The 17,863-nt window shown below is 58.0% G+C and carries 15 protein-coding genes and 1 tRNA gene; 7 read left to right on the forward strand and 9 right to left on the reverse strand.

Annotated features, from left to right (window positions below):
* Nucleotides 1–15 precede the first annotated feature (15 nt).
* The 5 genes from J0F90_RS09050 to etsA all read right to left on the reverse strand — a co-directional run bounded on the left by J0F90_RS09050 (nt 16) and on the right by etsA (nt 6,708).
* Complete coding sequence (locus tag J0F90_RS09050; protein WP_162531493.1) at nt 16–153, reverse strand: hypothetical protein; 138 nt, start codon at nt 151–153, stop codon at nt 16–18.
* A gap of 142 nt (nt 154–295) precedes the next feature.
* Nucleotides 296–1,798, reverse strand: coding sequence for a glycine betaine/L-proline transporter ProP (gene proP, locus J0F90_RS09055; protein ID WP_004927916.1), 1,503 nt, complete (start codon nt 1,796–1,798; stop codon nt 296–298).
* Between the two features lie 414 nt (nt 1,799–2,212).
* Complete coding sequence (gene etsC, locus J0F90_RS09060; RefSeq protein WP_033640762.1) at nt 2,213–3,580, reverse strand: macrolide efflux RND transporter outer membrane subunit EtsC; 1,368 nt, start codon at nt 3,578–3,580, stop codon at nt 2,213–2,215.
* 3 nt (nt 3,581–3,583) lie between these two features.
* Nucleotides 3,584–5,521 carry a MacB family efflux pump subunit gene (locus tag J0F90_RS09065; protein ID WP_033640761.1) on the reverse strand — a complete coding sequence of 646 codons (1,938 nt, stop codon included), beginning with the start codon at nt 5,519–5,521 and terminating at the stop codon, nt 3,584–3,586.
* Complete coding sequence (gene etsA, locus J0F90_RS09070) at nt 5,518–6,708, reverse strand: macrolide efflux RND transporter periplasmic adaptor subunit EtsA (protein WP_455908683.1); 1,191 nt, start codon at nt 6,706–6,708, stop codon at nt 5,518–5,520. Before etsA ends, J0F90_RS09065 begins: the two co-directional genes overlap by 4 nt.
* A gap of 231 nt (nt 6,709–6,939) precedes the next feature.
* On the opposite strand from etsA, the gene cho reads away from it, so the two are divergent.
* The 5 genes from cho to J0F90_RS24800 all read left to right on the forward strand — a co-directional run bounded on the left by cho (nt 6,940) and on the right by J0F90_RS24800 (nt 9,310).
* Nucleotides 6,940–7,788, forward strand: coding sequence for an excinuclease Cho (gene cho / locus J0F90_RS09075; protein WP_033641444.1), 849 nt, complete (start codon nt 6,940–6,942; stop codon nt 7,786–7,788).
* Nucleotides 7,789–7,900: 112 nt separating this feature from the next.
* A tRNA-OTHER gene (locus J0F90_RS09080) sits at nt 7,901–7,997 on the forward strand.
* 185 nt (nt 7,998–8,182) lie between these two features.
* Nucleotides 8,183–8,482 (forward strand): sigma-S stabilization anti-adapter protein IraP, encoded by a 300-nt coding sequence (locus J0F90_RS09085; RefSeq protein WP_016928230.1) that lies wholly within the window; start codon nt 8,183–8,185, stop codon nt 8,480–8,482.
* Between the two features lie 123 nt (nt 8,483–8,605).
* A complete protein-coding gene (locus J0F90_RS09090) occupies nt 8,606–9,109 on the forward strand; it encodes a YlaC family protein (RefSeq protein WP_016928229.1) in 504 nt (167 codons plus the stop codon).
* Nucleotides 9,110–9,178: 69 nt separating this feature from the next.
* A complete protein-coding gene (locus tag J0F90_RS24800; protein WP_015377413.1) occupies nt 9,179–9,310 on the forward strand; it encodes a hypothetical protein in 132 nt (43 codons plus the stop codon).
* A gap of 65 nt (nt 9,311–9,375) precedes the next feature.
* On the opposite strand, the gene J0F90_RS24805 is transcribed toward J0F90_RS24800, so the two are convergent.
* From J0F90_RS24805 to mdoC, 4 genes are all read right to left on the reverse strand, one after another.
* Nucleotides 9,376–9,504 carry a hypothetical protein gene (locus J0F90_RS24805; RefSeq protein WP_016928228.1) on the reverse strand — a complete coding sequence of 43 codons (129 nt, stop codon included), beginning with the start codon at nt 9,502–9,504 and terminating at the stop codon, nt 9,376–9,378.
* A gap of 246 nt (nt 9,505–9,750) precedes the next feature.
* Nucleotides 9,751–11,472 carry a potassium/proton antiporter gene (locus J0F90_RS09095; protein ID WP_015377414.1) on the reverse strand — a complete coding sequence of 574 codons (1,722 nt, stop codon included), beginning with the start codon at nt 11,470–11,472 and terminating at the stop codon, nt 9,751–9,753.
* Between the two features lie 280 nt (nt 11,473–11,752).
* Nucleotides 11,753–11,977 carry a hypothetical protein gene (locus tag J0F90_RS09100; RefSeq protein WP_016928227.1) on the reverse strand — a complete coding sequence of 75 codons (225 nt, stop codon included), beginning with the start codon at nt 11,975–11,977 and terminating at the stop codon, nt 11,753–11,755.
* A gap of 303 nt (nt 11,978–12,280) precedes the next feature.
* Nucleotides 12,281–13,411: a glucans biosynthesis protein MdoC gene (gene mdoC, locus J0F90_RS09105; RefSeq protein ID WP_016928225.1), complete on the reverse strand. Its 1,131-nt coding sequence runs from the start codon at nt 13,409–13,411 to the stop codon at nt 12,281–12,283.
* Nucleotides 13,412–13,670: 259 nt separating this feature from the next.
* On the opposite strand from mdoC, the gene mdoG reads away from it, so the two are divergent.
* Together mdoG and mdoH are read left to right on the forward strand one after the other, a co-directional pair.
* A complete protein-coding gene (gene mdoG, locus J0F90_RS09110; RefSeq protein ID WP_025302384.1) occupies nt 13,671–15,239 on the forward strand; it encodes a glucans biosynthesis protein MdoG in 1,569 nt (522 codons plus the stop codon).
* Nucleotides 15,232–17,790, forward strand: coding sequence for a glucans biosynthesis glucosyltransferase MdoH (gene mdoH / locus J0F90_RS09115; RefSeq protein WP_033640760.1), 2,559 nt, complete (start codon nt 15,232–15,234; stop codon nt 17,788–17,790). Before mdoG ends, mdoH begins: the two co-directional genes overlap by 8 nt.
* The last annotated feature ends 73 nt before the right edge of the window (nt 17,791–17,863 follow it).

Genomic DNA, 17,863 nt, shown 5'->3' on the forward strand with positions numbered 1-17,863 from the left:
TGCGGCGGCGTCGGGTTAGCCGCGTTGGCTTTCAATCCAGTGAAACAGACGTGAAATGCTGCAGGTGATATCGCCAATGTTGAAGAGCGCGCCGAGCCACAGGGCCAGCATCACCAGGATGCCGATGATGATGGGAAGGTCCATTTTGCTCATGATTATGTTCTTCATCAATAAAGAGTGTGCGGCAAAGCGTACCACCAATCCTGATTGTCATAAAAATGCGCTGCACATTATTTCTTTTGAAATCAAAGTAAAAAAGCCACCCAAACGGGTGGCTTTTGTCTTTCAGCGGCGATCAGTCCAGCTTGGGGTGCTGGTCTATCAGGATCTGCTTTTTCTTTTCCAGCTCGGCGATCTGCGCGTTGATGTCCTCGACTTTCTGTTCGATATTGTCGTAGGTCTCCTGCAGCAGTTCTTTCGCTTCTGTACGGTCAGAAGCGGCCGGCGTCGCGCCGCGCAGCGGCTTGTTGGCGGTCTCTTTCATGTACAGACCGGTGATAAGACCGATCACCGCCACAACCATCAGGTAGTAGGCCGGCATATACAGGTTGCCGGTCGCTTCGACCAGCCAGGCAGCGGCGGTCGGTGTCGCACCGGCGATCAGTACCGAAATGTTGAACGAAATCGCCAGCGCGCTGTAGCGAATGTGCGTCGGGAACATTGCCGGCAGAATCGAGGCCATCACCCCGGTGAAGGAGTTGAGCAGCACCGCCAGCACCAGCAGACCGACGAAGATCAGGCCGATGACGTTGCTGTTGATCAAAATGAAGCACGGGATCGCCAGCGCCAACAGGCCGATGCTGCCGCCGATGATGAACGGCTTACGGCCGATACGGTCGCTGGTCAGGCCGATCACCGGCTGCACGAACAGCATGCCGATCATGATGGCGATGATGATCAGAACGCCGTGATCCTCCGAGTAGTGCAGGTTATGCGACAGGTAACTCGGCATGTAGGTCAACAGCATGTAATAGGTCACGTTGGTGGAAATCACGATACCGACGCACACCAGCAAACTTTTCCAGTGTTTGGCCGCGATCTCTTTGAACGAGGTTTTCGGCGGATTTTCGATGGCGTTGCGGTCCTCTTTCTCCATCTTATCCACGTGCTGCTGGAACGCCGGGGTTTCTTCCAGCGCATGGCGCAAATAGAGACCGATCAGGCCCAGCGGCGCGGCGATGAAGAACGGAATGCGCCAGCCCCAGTCGAGGAAGTTGGCTTCGCCGACGATGCTGGAGATCAGCACCACTACGCCTGCACCCATCACAAAGCCGGCAATGGAGCCGAAATCCAGCCAGCTCCCCATAAAGCCGCGTTTGCGGTCCGGCGAGTATTCGGCGACGAAGATCGCCGCGCCGGAATATTCACCGCCGACGGAGAAGCCCTGCGCCAGTTTGGCCAGCAGCAGCAGGATCGGAGCCCAGATGCCTATCGACGCATAGGACGGGATCAGGCCGATACAGAAGGTGCTGACCGCCATGATGATAATGGTGACCGAGAGGACTTTTTGCCGGCCGAACTTGTCGCCCATGGCGCCGAAGAACAGGCCGCCGAGCGGACGCACCAGGAAGGGCACGGAGAAGGTCGCCAGCGCGGCGATCATTTGTACGCCGGGCGAGGCGCCGGGGAAGAAGACCTGGCCAAGTGCGTAGGCGACAAAGCCGTATACGCCGAAGTCGAACCACTCCATCGCATTGCCCAGGGCCGCTGCGGTGATCGCCTTCTTGAGTTTGCTGTCATCGATGATGGTGATGTCGTTAATGTGCATCGGTTTATGTCGTTTTTTTCTTAACTTCATATAATCATCCCTTAATGAATTATTCGTTGTTCGTGAAAGCGTAATCTCCGTTCACTGTTGTTTTCGAGTTATCAAATAGGCTAATCGAATCGCGGTTCAAGACGATTCATTATCCACATTTAAGTTGGGATGTGGATCACAAAATACCGTCATTTATGCCAAGGTTATGTCATTTAGGTGACTAATTATTTTGCATCTATAGCTTAACGTTATATCTTGCGGCGATCAAATCCAGCAGTTTAACTTAAGTATTTGCACCGATTTGGTGCGAGAATGGTCTAATAAATGTGCTATTTGGCGATTTTTCGTCTAATTGGTGATGTTTCAAGTATAGAGAGTGCGGGAGATAAAACCGGAAAAATTGATGTGTTCGCCGCTAAAAAAACGCCTGACCCACTGGCCAGGCAGTTTGGATTAGGGCGCCGACGAACCGCCGAACTCCAGATAGATTTTCGCCAGGTTCTGGTACTGCGCGAAGCGATTTTCGTCCACCGCCAGTTCCGCCTGACGGCGTTGCTCCTGCGCGTTTAACCAGTCGGTTATGGTGACGGCGCCCTGCCGGTAACGCACTTCGTTCAGCCGTTCCGATTTGCGCGCCAGCGCCAGCGAGGCCTGCAGCTGTGTCTCTTGCGCCAGCAGTTGCGCGCGCAGCGACAGAGCGTTGTTCACATCGCCCATCGCCTTGTACAGCGCCTGCCTGAACTCCAGCACCAGCTGTTCATAGTCATTGCGGGCGATCTTGATCTCCACGCCCATTTGTCGCCATTGCAGGAACGGCATCGTCAGGCCGGCGCCGAGGCTGCCCGTCGGGTTGCGCAGGAATTCCAGCAGCGCGCTGCTGCTGGCGCCCAGTGAACCGGTCAGGCTGAACGCGGGATAGTATTGCAGACGTTTCTCGTCGACGTTGGCCAGGGCGGCGCGCAACCGCAGTTCTTGAGCGTTGAGATCTGGACGACGGCTCAAGACGCTGGCGGGAATGCCGGTGTTGATCTGCGGCATCGCCGTCGTCGGCAGACGCGCGGGCGCGATAGTGGCCTGGCCTGATGGCGCGCCCCGCAGCACCGCCTGTTCATTCAGCGCCTGTTGACGATCGTGTTGCAGCGTCAACAGCCGGCTTTCCTGCGTCAACAGGTTTTGTTCCGCGTTCACCACGTCCAGCGCCGAGATGCTGCCGGCCTGATAACGGGCGTTGGCCAGCCGCAGCGTCGTTTTGGCATACGCGATGCTCGCCTGGCTGACGCCGATCTGCTGATTGAGAAAACCGATGCGCCAGTAGTTGGTGGCGGCGTCGGCCAGCAGCGTCAGCCGCGCCGTTCGCAGATCTTGCTCGGAAGCCTGGCTGGCCCACTCGGCGGCGTCGCGCTGGCGAGCCAGTTTGCCCCACAGATCGACTTCATAGCTCGTAGAGAGAGTCGCGCCGCTGGTTTTATTCCAGGCGGAGGACTCGGACAACGGGCGATTGATGCCGCTGCTTAACGAGGCGCTGACGTCAGGCGCGGTGCTGATGCCGACGCGTTCCGCCTCGAGCCGCGCGCGGTAGACGCGCAGCACGGCGACGGCCAGATCGTTGTTGCTCGCCATCACCTGTTGCAGCCAGCGATCGAGCTCAGGATCGTGGAAATCACGCCAGTCGAACGGCGTCGGCGCGGCGTTTTCGGCGGCGTATTGCCACCCCGCAGGATAGTTGACCTGCGGCGCCCGGTAGTCGCTTTTCAGGGCGTTGCCGCAGCCGGCGGTGAGCAGGGCGGCGAGGCTTAACGCCAGGGGAGAGAGAATTTTCATGGGTTACTCGCTGGCCAATGAAACGACCGGATCCATCCTTGCCGCTTTACGGGCGGGGAGATAACCGAAGATCATGCCGATTAAGGTTGAACAGAAAAACGCCGTCGCGGCGGCTTGCCAGGAATAGATGGCGGTGAACATGCCGCCCGCTAGCGAGGTGAATAGCGAACCGGCGGCGAACGACAGCGCGATGCCCAAAATGCCGCCGATCAGACAGACCAGCACCGCCTCGATCATGAACTGTTGCATGATATCGCCGCGCCGCGCGCCGACCGCCATGCGCACGCCGATCTCGTGGGTGCGCTCGGTTACCGAGACCAGCATGATGTTCATCACGCCCAGGCTGCCGATCACCAGCGAGATCGAGGCCACCATCAGGATCAGCAGGCTGAGCGTCATCGAGGTGTGCTCGATCGATTTACGGAACTGATCGCGGTTGAACGTCATGAAATCCTTGACGCCATGGCGTTGGGTCAGCAACTGCGTGATGGCGCTGACGGCGGCTTCGCTGGCGACGTCGTCCTTCAGGCGCACGGTGATGCCGCTGAGCGTGGTCTTGCCGACCATACGGTACATCACCGTGCTGTAGGGCATCCAGACGCTGATGCGGTTAGGCGCATAGTTGCGTTCGCTTTTGGCGACGCCGACCACCCGCGCCGGCACCGAGCCGAGAAATACGATCTGGCCGAGCGGCTCGACGCCAAAATCGCCGAACAGCGCCTGGCGCGCGTTATCGTCGATGATCACTTCCTGCAGCGCGTTGCGATCGTCGCGGAAGGTGGCGCCTTGCACCAGCGTGATGCCGTTGACGCGGAAATAGTCGCGCCCGACGCCGATGATCGAGGCGGTGGCGGATTTGCTGCGAAAACGGATGCTGTCGGACGCGCTGACTTCAGGGCTGACGCTGTCGACGAAGCTTTGCTGCGCCAGCGCGTCGGCGTCGGCCGGCACCAGGGTGCGGATGCTGTCGATGGCGTCGTCGAAGAAGTCGCGCCCCGGATAGATGCTCACCACGTTGGTGCCGAGCCCCTTGATATTCTCCAGCGTGCGCTGCTTGGCGCCTTCGCCCAGCGCCACCACCGTCACCACGGCGGCGATGCCGAAGATAATGCCGGTCATGGTCAGCGCGGTGCGCAGGCGATGGGCGTTCATCGCTTTCAGCGCCATATGTAGCGATTCGCGGGTGCGGTCAATCAGGCTTTGCCAGCCGCTTTGCCGACTGCGGTTCGGCGGCGGCAGCGATGGGCCGGACGCCGACTTGCGGCCGCTGTCAGCGATGATCACGCCGTCTCGCAGCTCGATGACGCGGTGTGCATGCTGCGCCACGTTCATATCGTGGGTCACGATCACCACGGTGTGGCCGCGCTGATTCAATTCGCTCAGGATCGCCAGCACTTCCTGGCCGGATTGGGTGTCCAGTGCGCCGGTCGGTTCGTCCGCCAGGATAATTTCGCCGCCGTTGATCAGCGAGCGGGCGATGCTGACGCGCTGCTGCTGGCCGCCGGAAAGCTGGCCGGGCTTGTGGTCTTCGCGTCCCTCAAGGCCCAACCGCGCCAGCAGTTGCGCCGCTCGCCGCCGCCGCTGATCGCGCCGGGCGTTGGCGTAGATAGCCGGAATTTCGACGTTGCCCAGCGCGCTGAGATCGGGCATCAGGTGGTAACGCTGGAAGATAAAGCCGATATGCTCGCGGCGCAGGCGGGCCAGTTCGTCCGGCGACAGGTGGGCGGCGTTCTGGCCGCTGATGTAGTAGTCGCCGCGATCCGGCACGTCGAGGCAGCCCATGATGTTCATCAGCGTCGATTTGCCGGAACCGGAGGCGCCGATGATCGCCACCAGCTCGCCGGCGGCGATGGTCAAATCGATGTCTTTCAACACCGTCAGCGTCTGACCGCCGTTGGTGTAGGTTCGACTGATGCCTTTTAGCTCGATGATCGCGTTCACAGGAAAATGCCATCCTCAGCCGACTTGGCGGCGGGCTGCGACAGCACCACGGTTTCACCGGCTTTCAGGCCGCTGAGGATCTGAATATCGACGTTGTTGGTGATGCCTGTGGTCACTTCGCGCGTTTCCAGCCGCTGATCCTGAGTCAGCACCTGCACCTGCTGCACTTTTCCTTCGGTTTTATGCACCGCCTGGATCGGCACCAGCAGGGTGTTCTTCGCGTCGCCGAGCAGTAAGGAAACCTGCGCGGTCATGGCGATGCGCAGGCGGTTCTCCGGGTTGGGCACGTCCAGCAGCGCGTTGTAATAGACCGAGGCGTTCGAGGTGCCGGAACCGGACGCGGAGCTGGTGCCGGCGAGCGAGTCGTCTTTCATCACCGATTCCGGCGCCAGCTCGATGGTGCGCAGCGTGGCGTCGTACCGTTTATCCGGATCGGAAAAAATAGTGAAGTACGCCTTTTGCCCCGGTGAAATGCGGGTGATGTCGGCTTCGGAGATCTGCGCCTTGATGGTCATCATATCCAACCGCGCCAGCTTGACGATGGTCGGCGCGCTTTGGCTGGAGTTGACCGTTTGCCCCTGCTGCGTCACCACGGCGATGACGATGCCGTCCATCGGCGCGACCACGCGGGTATAGCCCAGATCGATTTTTTTCTTGTCGACTTCAATCTGCGCCTGTACCAGGCGCGCATTGAGCGAAAGCTGTTCGGCGCGGGTGGTGGCCAGCGTGGCCTCGGCGGTCTCGAAGTCTTCACGCGAGCTGGCTTCGTCGCTCAGCATGCGGCGCTGGCGTTTGAAACGCGATTCCGCCTGCTTCAACTGCGCCTGTTTGGCCTGCAATTCGGCCTTGATGACGTTCAGCGCCGCCTCGGCGTTGCGCAGATCGTTGCGCTGTTGCAGATCGTCGATGTCGGCGATCGGCTGCCCTTTGGTGACGCGATCGCCCAGTTTGACCTTCAGCGATTTGACTTCACCGGAGACCCGCGCACCGACGTTAACGCGCTCGACGGCATCCAGTCGCCCGGTGGCCAGCACGGCGTTCTCGATATCGCCCAGGCGGGCCGGCGCGGTAACGTAATCCTGCTGCGGCGGGCGTTGCCAGTAGATGGCCAGCGCGACAGCGACGGCGATGAAAACGATGGCGGCGATCAACGCCAGACGGCGGGAGGGGAGTTTCAGTGGTGACATACCCAGGTTTTCCATAACGATAAAAGCGGCGGTTCCAGTCTGCCATCATGGCAGCGCCAGCTTGAACTGGCGCTAAACGTGAGGCGCTTTCCCGCTGGAAAGGGGATGGTAAAGGCTTTCCCGCCAAAGATCACGGCGAGTTATTATCCTTCGGGTGTGCAACCGGCTGCAGGGCACGTTATACTGGCTAAAAAACCAGTGTTCATTCATCAGCAGGACAATACCGCCGCCATGATGCCAAACCGCCTCGAGCCGGAACTCGACATTTATCAATACCCGGAGCACCTGCGCGCCTGCCTGGCGCCGTTGCCCAAAGGGCCGGGTGTGTATATGTTTCACGGTCAAAGCGAGAGCCTGCCGCTTTACATCGGTAAAAGCGTCAATATACGCAGCCGGGTGATGGCGCATTTCCGCGCGCAGGACGAGGCTAAAATGCTGCGGCAAACCCGACGCATCAGCTTTATCGAGACCGCCGGCGAGTTGGGGGCACTGCTGCTGGAGGCGCAATTGATCAAACAACAACAGCCGCTGTTCAACAAGCGCCTGCGGCGCTCGAAGCAGCTGTGCGCGCTGCGCGTGCAGGCAGACACGGTGACGATTGCTCACGCCAAAGAGATCGATTTCGCCGTTACGCCCCATCTCTACGGGCTGTTTGCCAATCGCCACGCCGCGCTGGAAAAGCTGCGCGCCATCGCCGACGAGCATCGTTTATGTTACGGCAAGCTGGGGATCGACAAGCTGCCGGCAGGGCGAGCCTGTTTCCGCTACAGCCTGCGCAAGTGCGCGGGCGCCTGCTGCGGCGTGGAGTCGGCGCAGGAGCATGCGCTGCGGCTCGGCGCGGCGCTTGAACAGCTACGCATCGCCTGTTGGCCGTTCGCCGGGCGAGTGGCGTTGGAAGAACAGGGCGAGACGCTGTGTCAGTACCATGTGATTCACAATTGGTTTTATCTGGGTTCGGTCAACAGCCTGGCGCAGGCGCAGCGGCTCCAGAGTGCGGCCAGCCATTTTGATAGCGATGGCTACAAGATTTTGTGCAAGCCACTCATGGCCGGCGATTATCGGATTATTGAGCTGCCGTAATGCCATAACGCTATCGATAACCTAAGACTTATCCGTAAATTCAGGGCATTATGCTAAAAAAGCTTGAGTCCATAATGTTGTTATGGATAATGACACCCCGAAGCGAAGGAATGCGCTATTAACTCAGTTGGCAGAGTGATTGGTTTTATAATGGCTTGTTTTGGCTTGAAAATTGATAGACGCGGGTTCGAGTCCTGCATAGCGCGCCAGCTTTCTTTCCTTCATCTCACCGCGCTTATCGTAAAGCGCACCCGGGTTGATTTGCACTATCGGCTCCTCGTTGGGATTTTCGGGTGTGCTTTACCGTAACCGCTGGCTTTCCTTCCTCTTTCTCTTTCGATCCTTTGCTAAACTGTAATCAGGCAGGCTTGCTGCCCGGCAACAGGAGGTCGATATGTCTCACTCCGAGCAACTGCAGGAACTCTTGCAACGCGTCGCCGCCCTCGAGGCGAGAGAGAAAGCGCTGAGCGCCGCGTCCAACGCTTATCAGGCGATTATCACCACCATGTTGGGCAATATGGAGAAGACCGAACGTGACCGGATCATCGCGATGATCGATCAGGCTCATGAAATCGCTTACGCCCGCGCCATTCAACGCAGCAACGAACCGCAAAAGCAGAAGATCAAACAGGCCGACGATGTGGCGCAGCGTATGTTCATGTTTGCACAAGGCAAGGCCGCCCAGCCGCGCTGAAGTCGAACTATAACAGTTGCCGCCATTAAGTTGGCTAACTGATCTACCCGGCGAAACTGTACTTGTGTTACTTTTAGCGGTGAGATTTGATGGCAATGCTGTTTCCAGCATAAGGTTGTAACGATGGACGCGATTAAAAGCATCTTGGTTAAAGAGATTGAACAGATCAATCGGCGTGAAGGGCGGGACGGCAAGCCGCGCTTCAACAGCGAATTCGCCCGCACTCACCGCTATCTGTGCCTTGCCATGTTCGCCGGTTATTTCGCGGTGATCGCCGTGATGTATCAGGTGCCGTACATGGGGATATATGCCTTCCTGGGCTTCACCGCTTTCGTGCTGTTCATGTTCGCCATGCTGCTGATCGAGATCCGGCCGGTGTACCGCTTCGAGGACATCGGGGTGTTGGATCTGCGAGTTTGCTACAACGGCGAGTGGTACTTCACCCGCGCGCTGTCGCCTTATGCGGTGCAGCAGCTGCTGGATGAGCCATCTATCGGCGCCGCGCTGAAACAGAAGATGCGCGTGATCATCGGCAACAAGGGCGAAATCGACTTCTACGACGTGTACGACATGGCCTACGGAAAAAAGCCGCAGGATGAGACACCTCAGTTGGCGGCGGCAAACTGAAAGGTTTCCGGCCGGCGGCTTGTCGATTATACTCAGCGTTTGAACGCGAAGCAGAATGAGGACCAAGCGATGAGTGATGATATTTTCGATTTTGATATCGATGCCGAACTGGCGAAAGCCGAAGAAAAAGCGGCGCAGAAGGTAAAAGAGGTCCCCGAGTTCCTCGAAGACGAAGCGGACTGCGAAGGTTGCAAGATCTGATCGCCTGCCCCATAAAAAAAACCGCCGCGGCGGTTTTTTTTATGTCTGAGCGTCGCTGGGTATTATCAATCCAGCACGAATCCCCAGATCAGGAACGCCGCCACCAGAATCAGGCAAAGCGCGGACACCGTCACCAGTATTTTCCCCAGAATGTCTTTTTCTTGTTCCTGCTGCGTCACGTTGAAATTATCCAATTAAAAGTCTATGGACCAAACCGGCGATGCTGAGATCGGCTGCCGCTACGCCCAGCGCCATGAGCATCATCACCGAAAGAAATCGAGTCTTGCCGTTCACATCCTTAATCCCTGTGGACGCCGCTGCTAGTTTTTATATCAAAGGGATATCATTCAGCGACGCTCTATTTCATGCATCTTGATAGTGATTAAGAACGTTCTTAAGGCCAGAAGTTCCCTCATCGGGTAACGCCGCCCGCGGTAGCGTCAGTCGGTTACGATTCGGACGCCTATCTTGCTGACTTGATTGCCGTCCATTTCGGCTATGGTCCAGGTCAGGCCGTCCCATTCCACCTGGTCGCCGATCACCGGTTCACCGCCGATCAGCTGAATGACGAACTGCCCCAGCGTCTGCTGCTCGTCGACGTCGTCTTGCAGATTGAGGCCATAAACCTGCGAGATGTCGCTTAAACGGGCGTCGGATTGCAGGATAAAGTCGCCGAAGAAGCGTTCGTCGAGCGTCACGGCCGGCGCCTGGCTGAACAGCTTGCCGAGGATCGGCAGATCGTGCTCATGGCCGATGACGCACAGAATATCGTTCTCCCGCAGCCGGGTACTGCCGCTAGGATGCAGCAGCTCTTTGCCGCGGAACAGGGCGGCGATGCGGGTATTGGGCGGCATTTTCAGCTCACGCAGCGCCGCGCCGACGCACCAGTTTTCCGCCGAAAGCTGATACACGAACTGTTCCCACTGGTTTTCCGGGTGTACATCCAGCCCAACGCGGGAGATCGGCGTCAGCGCCGGCGGTACGATCACCTTGGCTTTTTTAGCGGCGAACGACAGTGTGGTGCCCTGCAGCAGCAGGGAGACCAGCACCACGAAGAACGCCACGTTGAAGAACAGCTGTGCGTTGGGCAACCCGGCCATCATCGGGAATACCGCCAGAATCACCGGCACCGCGCCGCGCAGGCCGACCCAGGAAATAAAGCCGCGTTCGCGCAGGGTAAAGCTGCGGAACGGCAGCAGGCCGATAAACACCGACAGCGGGCGGGCGAACAGGATCATCCACAGCGACAGCAGCAGAGCAGGGATGGCGATCGGCAGCAGCTCGTGCGGGTTGAGCAGCAGCCCGAGCACCAGGAACATGCCGATCTGGCTGAGCCAGGCCAGGCCATCGAAGGTTTGTACGATGCCGTGACGGTTGCGGATCGGCCGGTTGCCCAGCAGCAGGCCGCACAAATACACCGCCAGAATGCCGCTGCCGTCCAGCGCGGTGGTCAGTGCGAAAATAAGAATACCGCCGCTTACCGCCAGCAGCGGATAGAGGCCGTCCGCCAGTTTGATGTGGTTGATCAGCGTCAGCAGCAGCCAGCCGCCGCCCAGACCGAAGACGATGCCCATGCCGAACTGCTGCATCAGATGCAGCGGGAAGGTCCAGCTCAGTGCGGTTTCCCCGGCGGCGATCATCGCAATCAGCGTGATGGTGAGAAACACCGCCATCGGATCGTTGCTGCCGGATTCGATCTCCAGCGTGGCGCTGACGCGTTCGTTCAAACCTTTGCCCCCCAAAAGGGAGAAGACCGCGGCGGCGTCGGTGGAACCGATGATGGCGCCGATCAGCAGCCCCTGCAGCAGATCGAGATTGAACAGCCAGGCGGCGGCCATGCCGGTCAGACCGGCGGTGATCACTACACCGACGGTGGCGAGAGAGAGTGCCGGCCACAGGGCGACGCGGAAAGAGCTGACCCGGGTACGCATGCCGCCGTCGAGCAGGATCACTGCCAACGCGAGGTTGCTGACCAGATAAGCGACCGGGTAATTGCTGAAGACGATGCCGCCGGGGCCATCGACGCCGGCCAGCATGCCGATCGCCAGGAAGATCACTAGGATCGGAATGCCGAGCCGGGAAGAAAATGAGCTGAGCAGAATGCTTGCCCCCACCAGCACGGCACCGATGACGAACAAACTGTTAATGGTGCTGGCATCCAAAATATTGCTCTCCTGAGGCTGGGAATAGGGGGCACTGCGCGTGTGCCGATGATAACGTGTTTAGTGGGTAAAACGCCAAGGCTGATTGTGAAAAAAACCGATCAATTATTGCCTGTTGGCACGTTTGAACTACGAAAGTGAGGAGAAGAGGGGAAATTCTGCCTTTTATCTAACATTATCAGGCTGCTGTATTTCTGTTTCGGCAATAATGTCCCATTCGGCGGAGGAAAAACCATTAAGCCCGCGCAGGCAGGCTTAATGGTTTGCAGGCGCGGTAGGATTAATGATCGAGCGATTCCAGCGCCCGTTTGATCAGTTCGGTGGCCAGCTTGCTTTCCGCTTCAGAAATACCGTCGAGATTGAAGTTGGAAAGCTCAGCGACCAAAACGCTGCGTTCTTTGCCGCTGATCGAAGCGTCCAGCGCGGACAGCAACCTGCCGAGGATCTTCAGCAGGGTGGCGTTTTCCGCTATGGCTTCTTGAGCCGGGGGGGTCTTATCGGTCATTCAAAATCCTCTCTGTCGTGACGGAAGGGAGATGCAGCTAACGCCATCGAATAAATTAAACGATCGCGCAGCCCTTCGGGGGTGTTGAGCCCAATCACTACCGTAAGGCAGGGATCCGGATTTCTACTTATGCATTGCAGTTATAACGGCTAGGTTATCTATGCAGCCGTATCACTTTGCCCTAACGGGCGACGTCAGGCTGAGCAATGTGTGCTCTGCATGCAAACGACCAGTATAGGCTTTTTGCGCGCCGGTAATATGACAGAAAACCCCTGCAAACATTCGGGTTTACAGGGGGTAGGTTTATTGCGGCTTGCCGGAGAACAGGAAGCGCAGCACCGGAATGCGCTTGTGCAGTTCATATAGCGCGAAGGCCAGAGAGAACACAAACAGCAGGCCCAGCAAGAATCCCAACAGGTTGTTGCCGATATACGGCGTCACGAAAGCGCCATATATCAGGGTCAACGGATGGTGCACCAGATATATAAACAGCGAGGCGTTGACCAGATAGGTGATGCGCGGCGAGTGATAATTCAGCAGGTTATGCCCGAAAGAGAACACTACGTTGGTCATCAGGATCCCCATTAGGGTTTTGATCACCACTTCCAGCTCGAACATATAGCTGCTGTGCGCCAACATCTTTTGGTTCAGCATATATGCGATAAACAGCAGCAGCGAGCCGAGCAGCGCCAGCGGCGAGCGGCGCAGAAAAATCTCCTTAAGCCACACGTACTTAAACGCATAGGCGCCGAGGAGGAAGAACGGCAGGTAGAACATCGTCTCCATCACCACGAAATTGAACAGGCCGTTGGATAATAGCTGTGGGGCGAAAATTAAAATAATACGGTGTGCGGCCGAATAGCATACCGCATAAATAAAGAAATACAGTGAGATGTTTCCTAATCCGCGCATTCTGTTTATTAACGTTGGAATATGTTCACGGGGTTGACGCTTGATTTTACGGAACAGATAAAAACAGGCGCAGGTTAACAATGACAGCGTCAATAAGAACCACAGATGAGAAACCAATTCCCAAACTGTTACATTTATTTTCTGATAGAGAGAAAATTCATCCCAGCCGTTTAATTTATCGGTGAAATATTTCAGCATGAAAAACTGCGGCACCGTGATCAGCGGGATGGAGCTCAACAGCGGGATCGCCACTCGCTCCAGCCTGACCTTCAGCCACTGGTGGCGCTCGTAGCGCTCGTAAAGCATGTAGGAGAAGTAGCCGGATATCACGAAGAACACCTGCATGCGGAAGGCGTGGATAAAGTCGTTCAGCACCGTGAGCGAGAAGGAGGGCGACGCGCTGTTCACCGCCCAGGCGTGGCTGGAATAAATCAGGGAGAGGTGAAACGGAATGCCGAGCAACATCAAATAGGCTCTGATGGAGTCGAGGAAAAACTCGCGCTGTTTGCTGCCTTTAGTCATAGATTACCGCTGGTGATTTAATCGAGAGTTCATTAACACGCTTAATAAGTCGTCAAACGTTAAATTGTTATCCGGAACCCTACTATAGCCCCCCGCATTTTTCCATAGCGTCTTGTTGCGCGGCTTGCTACGCTGGTGTTCCATCAGCTGCTTAAACAATGAGCCGTAAACATGAACCATCCATTTATCATGTTGTCGGAAAGCTGAGTAATCCATTAATATGGATTTAAATGATTTGAGCACACGAATAGGGGGGGATGTGCTAGTTAATATATTATCCGGACAACCACGCGCCGCGAGCGTTCGTTGGTTAGGTGCGACCGTATTGTTCACGCTGTTCAGTTCGCCGGCTTGGGCCTTTTCTATTGATGATGTCGCCAAGCAGGCGCAGGATCTGGCGGCGAAAGGTTTCGAAGCCCCGAAGAGCAACCTTCCTTCTCAGTTCCGCGAGATGAAGTTCGCAGACTATCAGCAGATTCAGTTCAATCACGATAAAGCCTATTGGAGCAAGCTGAAAACCCCTTTCAAGCTTGAGTTTTATCATCAGGGGATGTACTTCGACACGCCGGTGAAAATCAACGAAGTCACCTCCACCAGCGTAAAACAGATCAAGTACAGCCCGGATTACTTCAACTTCGGTTCGGTCAAACACGACCCTGAATCGGTGAAAAATCTCGGTTTTGCCGGCTTCAAAGTGCTCTACCCGATCAACAGCGCCGACAAAAACGATGAGATCATGAGCCTGCTGGGCGCGAGCTATTTCCGCGTGGTGGGTAAAGGGCAGGTTTACGGGCTTTCCGCTCGCGGCCTGGCTATCGATACCGCTTTGCCGTCCGGCGAAGAGTTCCCGCGTTTCCGCGAATTCTGGGTTGAGCGTCCGAAGCAGGGCGACAAGCACCTGGTGATCTATGCGCTGCTGGATTCCCCGCGCGCCACCGGCGCTTACCGTTTTACGGTGATCCCGGGCCGCGACACCACCGTGGACGTCGAGTCCAAAGTGTTCCTGCGCGACAAGGTGGGCAAACTGGGCCTGGCGCCGTTGACCAGCATGTACCTGTTCGGGCCGAACCAGCCGTCGCCGACGCTGAACTACCGCCCGGCGTTGCACGATTCCAACGGTCTGTCTATCCATGCCGGCAACGGCGAGTGGATTTGGCGTCCGCTGAACAATCCTAAACACCTGTCCGTCAGCACCTATACCGTCGAGAATCCGAAAGGCTTCGGTCTGCTGCAGCGCGGTCGCAACTTCAAAGAATATGAAGATCTGGACGATCGTTACGATCTGCGTCCGAGCGCCTGGATCGAACCGAAGGGCGACTGGGGCAAAGGCAAGGTCGAGCTGGTGGAGATCCCGACGGCGGATGAAACCAACGACAACATCGTCGCGTTCTGGACGCCGGATACCTTGCCGGAGGCCAAAAAGCCGCTGACGCTGAGCTACCGTTTGAACTTCACCCGCGATGAAGACAAACTGCATTCGCAAGATATCGCCTATGTGGCTCGTACCATGCGTTCGACCGGCGACGTGAAGCAGTCCAACCTGATTCGCGAGCCAGACGGCAGCGTGGCCTTCCTGGTCGACTTCGTTGGCCCGGTGCTGAAAGGGCTGGATGCCAATACTCCGGTCGCCTCTCAGATCAGCATCGGCGACAACGGTGAGATGGTAGAAAACAACGTCCGCTATAACCCAGTGACCAAAGGCTGGCGCCTGACGGTGCGTCTGAAAGTGAAAGACGACAAGAAGCCGGTAGAAATGCGTGCGGCACTGGTCAATGGCGATAAGACTCTGTCGGAAACCTGGAGCTATCAGCTACCTGCCAATGAATAAGCCTACTCAACCCGCCCAGGATTATCTTGCGGCGCTGCCTCTGACCGCCGAGCGGTCGGAGGCGCTCAACCCTCAAACGGCGGATGACGCTCAGGCACTGGAGGCGCTCCATCGGCAGATGGGCGCCGCTGACGCCAACGTCAATAGCCTGTCGGCGGATGACGTGGCGCTGGCCTCGGTCAAACCGCGTATCGAAAACGCCTGGCCGGATGCGGTCAGCGATGACGACTTCGACACCGACGCCGAAGGGCGCGCCATTCTGAAGGCGACGCCGCCGATCAAACGAACCACCATGTTCCCGGAAGCCTGGCGCACCAACCCGGTGGCGCGCTTCTGGGATTCTCTGCTGGGGCGTTCGCCGCACAATCGGCACGCCACCAAAGAGGAGGCCGAGGCTGAAAACCGCTGGCGTACCGTCGGCTCCATGCGCCGCTATGTGCTGCTGGTGCTGATGCTGGTGCAAACCGGCATCGCTACCTGGTATATGAAAACCATCTTGCCTTATCAGGGCTGGGCGCTGATCGATCCTATCGCCATGCTGGATCAGGATCTGATGCAGTCGGTGCTGCAGCTGCTGCCGTATGTGCTGCAAACCGGCATTCTGATCCTGTTCGCCGTGCTGTTCTGCTGGGTCTCGGCCGGTTTTTGGACCGCGCTGATGGGCTTCCTGCAGCTGCTGATCGGCAAGGACAAATACAGCATTTCCTCCACCATCAAGGGCGATGAGCCGATCAACCCGGCGCACCGCACTGCGCTGATCATGCCGATCTGCAACGAAGACGTCGAACGCGTGTTCGCCGGCCTGCGTGCGACCTATGAGTCCATCGCCGCGACCGGTCAGCTGGAACACTTCGATATCTACGTGCTGAGCGACAGCTACGATCCGGACATCTGCGTGGCGGAGCAAAAGGCGTGGATGGAGCTGTGCCGCGATGTCGACGGCCACGGCCGCATCTTCTATCGCCGCCGCCGCCGTCGCGTAAAACGCAAGAGCGGCAACATCGACGACTTCTGCCGTCGCTGGGGCGGTGAGTACAGCTACATGGTGATCCTGGATGCCGACAGCGTGATGAGCGGCGAATGCCTCACCGGGCTGGTGCGTCTGATGGAAGCCAACCCGAACGCCGGCATCATCCAGTCGGCGCCGAAGGCGTCCGGTATGGATACCCTGTATGCGCGCGTGCAGCAGTTCGCCACCCGCGTTTACGGGCCGTTGTTCACCGCCGGCCTGCATTTCTGGCAACTGGGCGAGTCGCACTACTGGGGGCACAACGCTATCATCCGCGTGAAGCCGTTTATCGAGCACTGTGCGCTGGCGCCGCTGCCGGGCGAGGGCTCTTTCGCCGGGTCTATCCTGTCGCACGACTTCGTTGAAGCGGCGCTGATGCGCCGCGCCGGCTGGGGCGTGTGGATCGCTTACGATCTGCCGGGCAGTTATGAAGAGCTGCCGCCAAACCTGCTGGACGAGCTGAAGCGCGACCGTCGCTGGTGTCACGGCAACCTGATGAACTTCCGCCTGTTCCTGGTGAAAGGTATGCACCCGGTGCACCGCGCGGTGTTCCTGACCGGCGTCATGTCCTACCTGTCGGCGCCGCTGTGGTTCATGTTCCTTGCGCTCTCCACCGCCTTGCAGGTGGTGCATACCCTGATGGAACCGCAATACTTCCTGCAGCCACGGCAGCTGTTCCCGGTCTGGCCGCAGTGGCGGCCCGAGCTGGCGATAGCGCTGTTCTCCACCACGCTGGTGCTGCTGTTCCTGCCGAAGTTGCTCAGTATTGTGCTGATCTGGGCCAAGGGCGCGAAAGAGTACGGCGGGGCGTTCCGTCTGTTCATTTCGATGCTGATGGAAATGCTGTTCTCGGTGCTGCTGGCGCCGGTGCGCATGCTGTTCCATACCGTATTCGTGGTGAGCGCCTTCCTCGGTTGGGAAGTGGTGTGGAATTCGCCGCAGCGTGACGATGACGATACGCCGTGGGGGGAAGCGTTCCGCCGCCATGGCTCGCAGATGTTGCTGGGCCTGGTGTGGGCCGGCGGCATGGCGTGGCTGGATCTGCGCTTCCTGTGGTGGTTGGCGCCGATCGTGTTTTCGCTGATCCTGTCGCCGTTCGTGTCGGTGCTGTCGAGCCGCGCAACGCTGGGCATGAAAAGCAAACGCGCCAAGCTGTTCCTGATCCCGGAAGAGTACAATCCGCCGCGTGAGCTGTTGGCGACGGAAGAATATCTGCATCTCAATCGTAACCGCGCGCTGACCAACGGCTTTATGCATGCGGTGGTCAACCCATCCTTCAACGCACTGGCGACGGCGTTGGCGACGGCGCGTCACCATCTGCGCGCGACGCTCGATCGCAACCGTGAGGAGCGGGTGAACGAAGCGCTGCAGTTGGGACCGGAGAAGCTGGTGAAGGGCAAACGTCTGGAGCTGCTGAGCGATCCGGTCACGCTGGCTCGTTTGCATCAGCGCGTCTGGCTGTTGCCGGAAGGCGCCGCCTGGCGTGAGCACTATCAGCAGTTGCCGCACAACCCGCTGGCGCACCCTACGGGCCGGCGTTAATCGCTTAACGGCAACGCTCAGACGGGGAATGCGCATGGCGCATTCCCCGTTTTTTTTACCTTTTGCTTACGTG

Origin of the sequence: Serratia marcescens subsp. marcescens ATCC 13880 (assembly GCF_017299535.1) — a bacterium.
GTDB classification, from domain to species: Bacteria; Pseudomonadota; Gammaproteobacteria; order Enterobacterales; family Enterobacteriaceae; genus Serratia; species Serratia marcescens.

Excerpts from the sequence above, each read along its gene's own strand:
- etsC (WP_033640762.1), bottom strand. The coding sequence starts at position 3,580 with ATGAAAATTCTCTCTCCCCTGGCGTTAAGCCTCGCCGCCCTGCTCACC.
- mdoH (WP_033640760.1), top strand. The coding sequence starts at position 15,232 with ATGAATAAGCCTACTCAACCCGCCCAGGATTATCTTGCGGCGCTGCCT.
- J0F90_RS09090 (WP_016928229.1), top strand. The coding sequence starts at position 8,606 with ATGGACGCGATTAAAAGCATCTTGGTTAAAGAGATTGAACAGATCAAT.
- J0F90_RS09100 (WP_016928227.1), bottom strand. The coding sequence starts at position 11,977 with ATGACCGATAAGACCCCCCCGGCTCAAGAAGCCATAGCGGAAAACGCC.
- J0F90_RS09085 (WP_016928230.1), top strand. The coding sequence starts at position 8,183 with ATGTCTCACTCCGAGCAACTGCAGGAACTCTTGCAACGCGTCGCCGCC.
- proP (WP_004927916.1), bottom strand. The coding sequence starts at position 1,798 with ATGAAGTTAAGAAAAAAACGACATAAACCGATGCACATTAACGACATC.
- cho (WP_033641444.1), top strand. The coding sequence starts at position 6,940 with ATGATGCCAAACCGCCTCGAGCCGGAACTCGACATTTATCAATACCCG.
- mdoC (WP_016928225.1), bottom strand. The coding sequence starts at position 13,411 with ATGACTAAAGGCAGCAAACAGCGCGAGTTTTTCCTCGACTCCATCAGA.
- J0F90_RS09050 (WP_162531493.1), bottom strand. The coding sequence starts at position 153 with ATGAGCAAAATGGACCTTCCCATCATCATCGGCATCCTGGTGATGCTG.
- J0F90_RS24800 (WP_015377413.1), top strand. The coding sequence starts at position 9,179 with ATGAGTGATGATATTTTCGATTTTGATATCGATGCCGAACTGGCGAAA.
- etsA (WP_455908683.1), bottom strand. The coding sequence starts at position 6,708 with ATGTCACCACTGAAACTCCCCTCCCGCCGTCTGGCGTTGATCGCCGCC.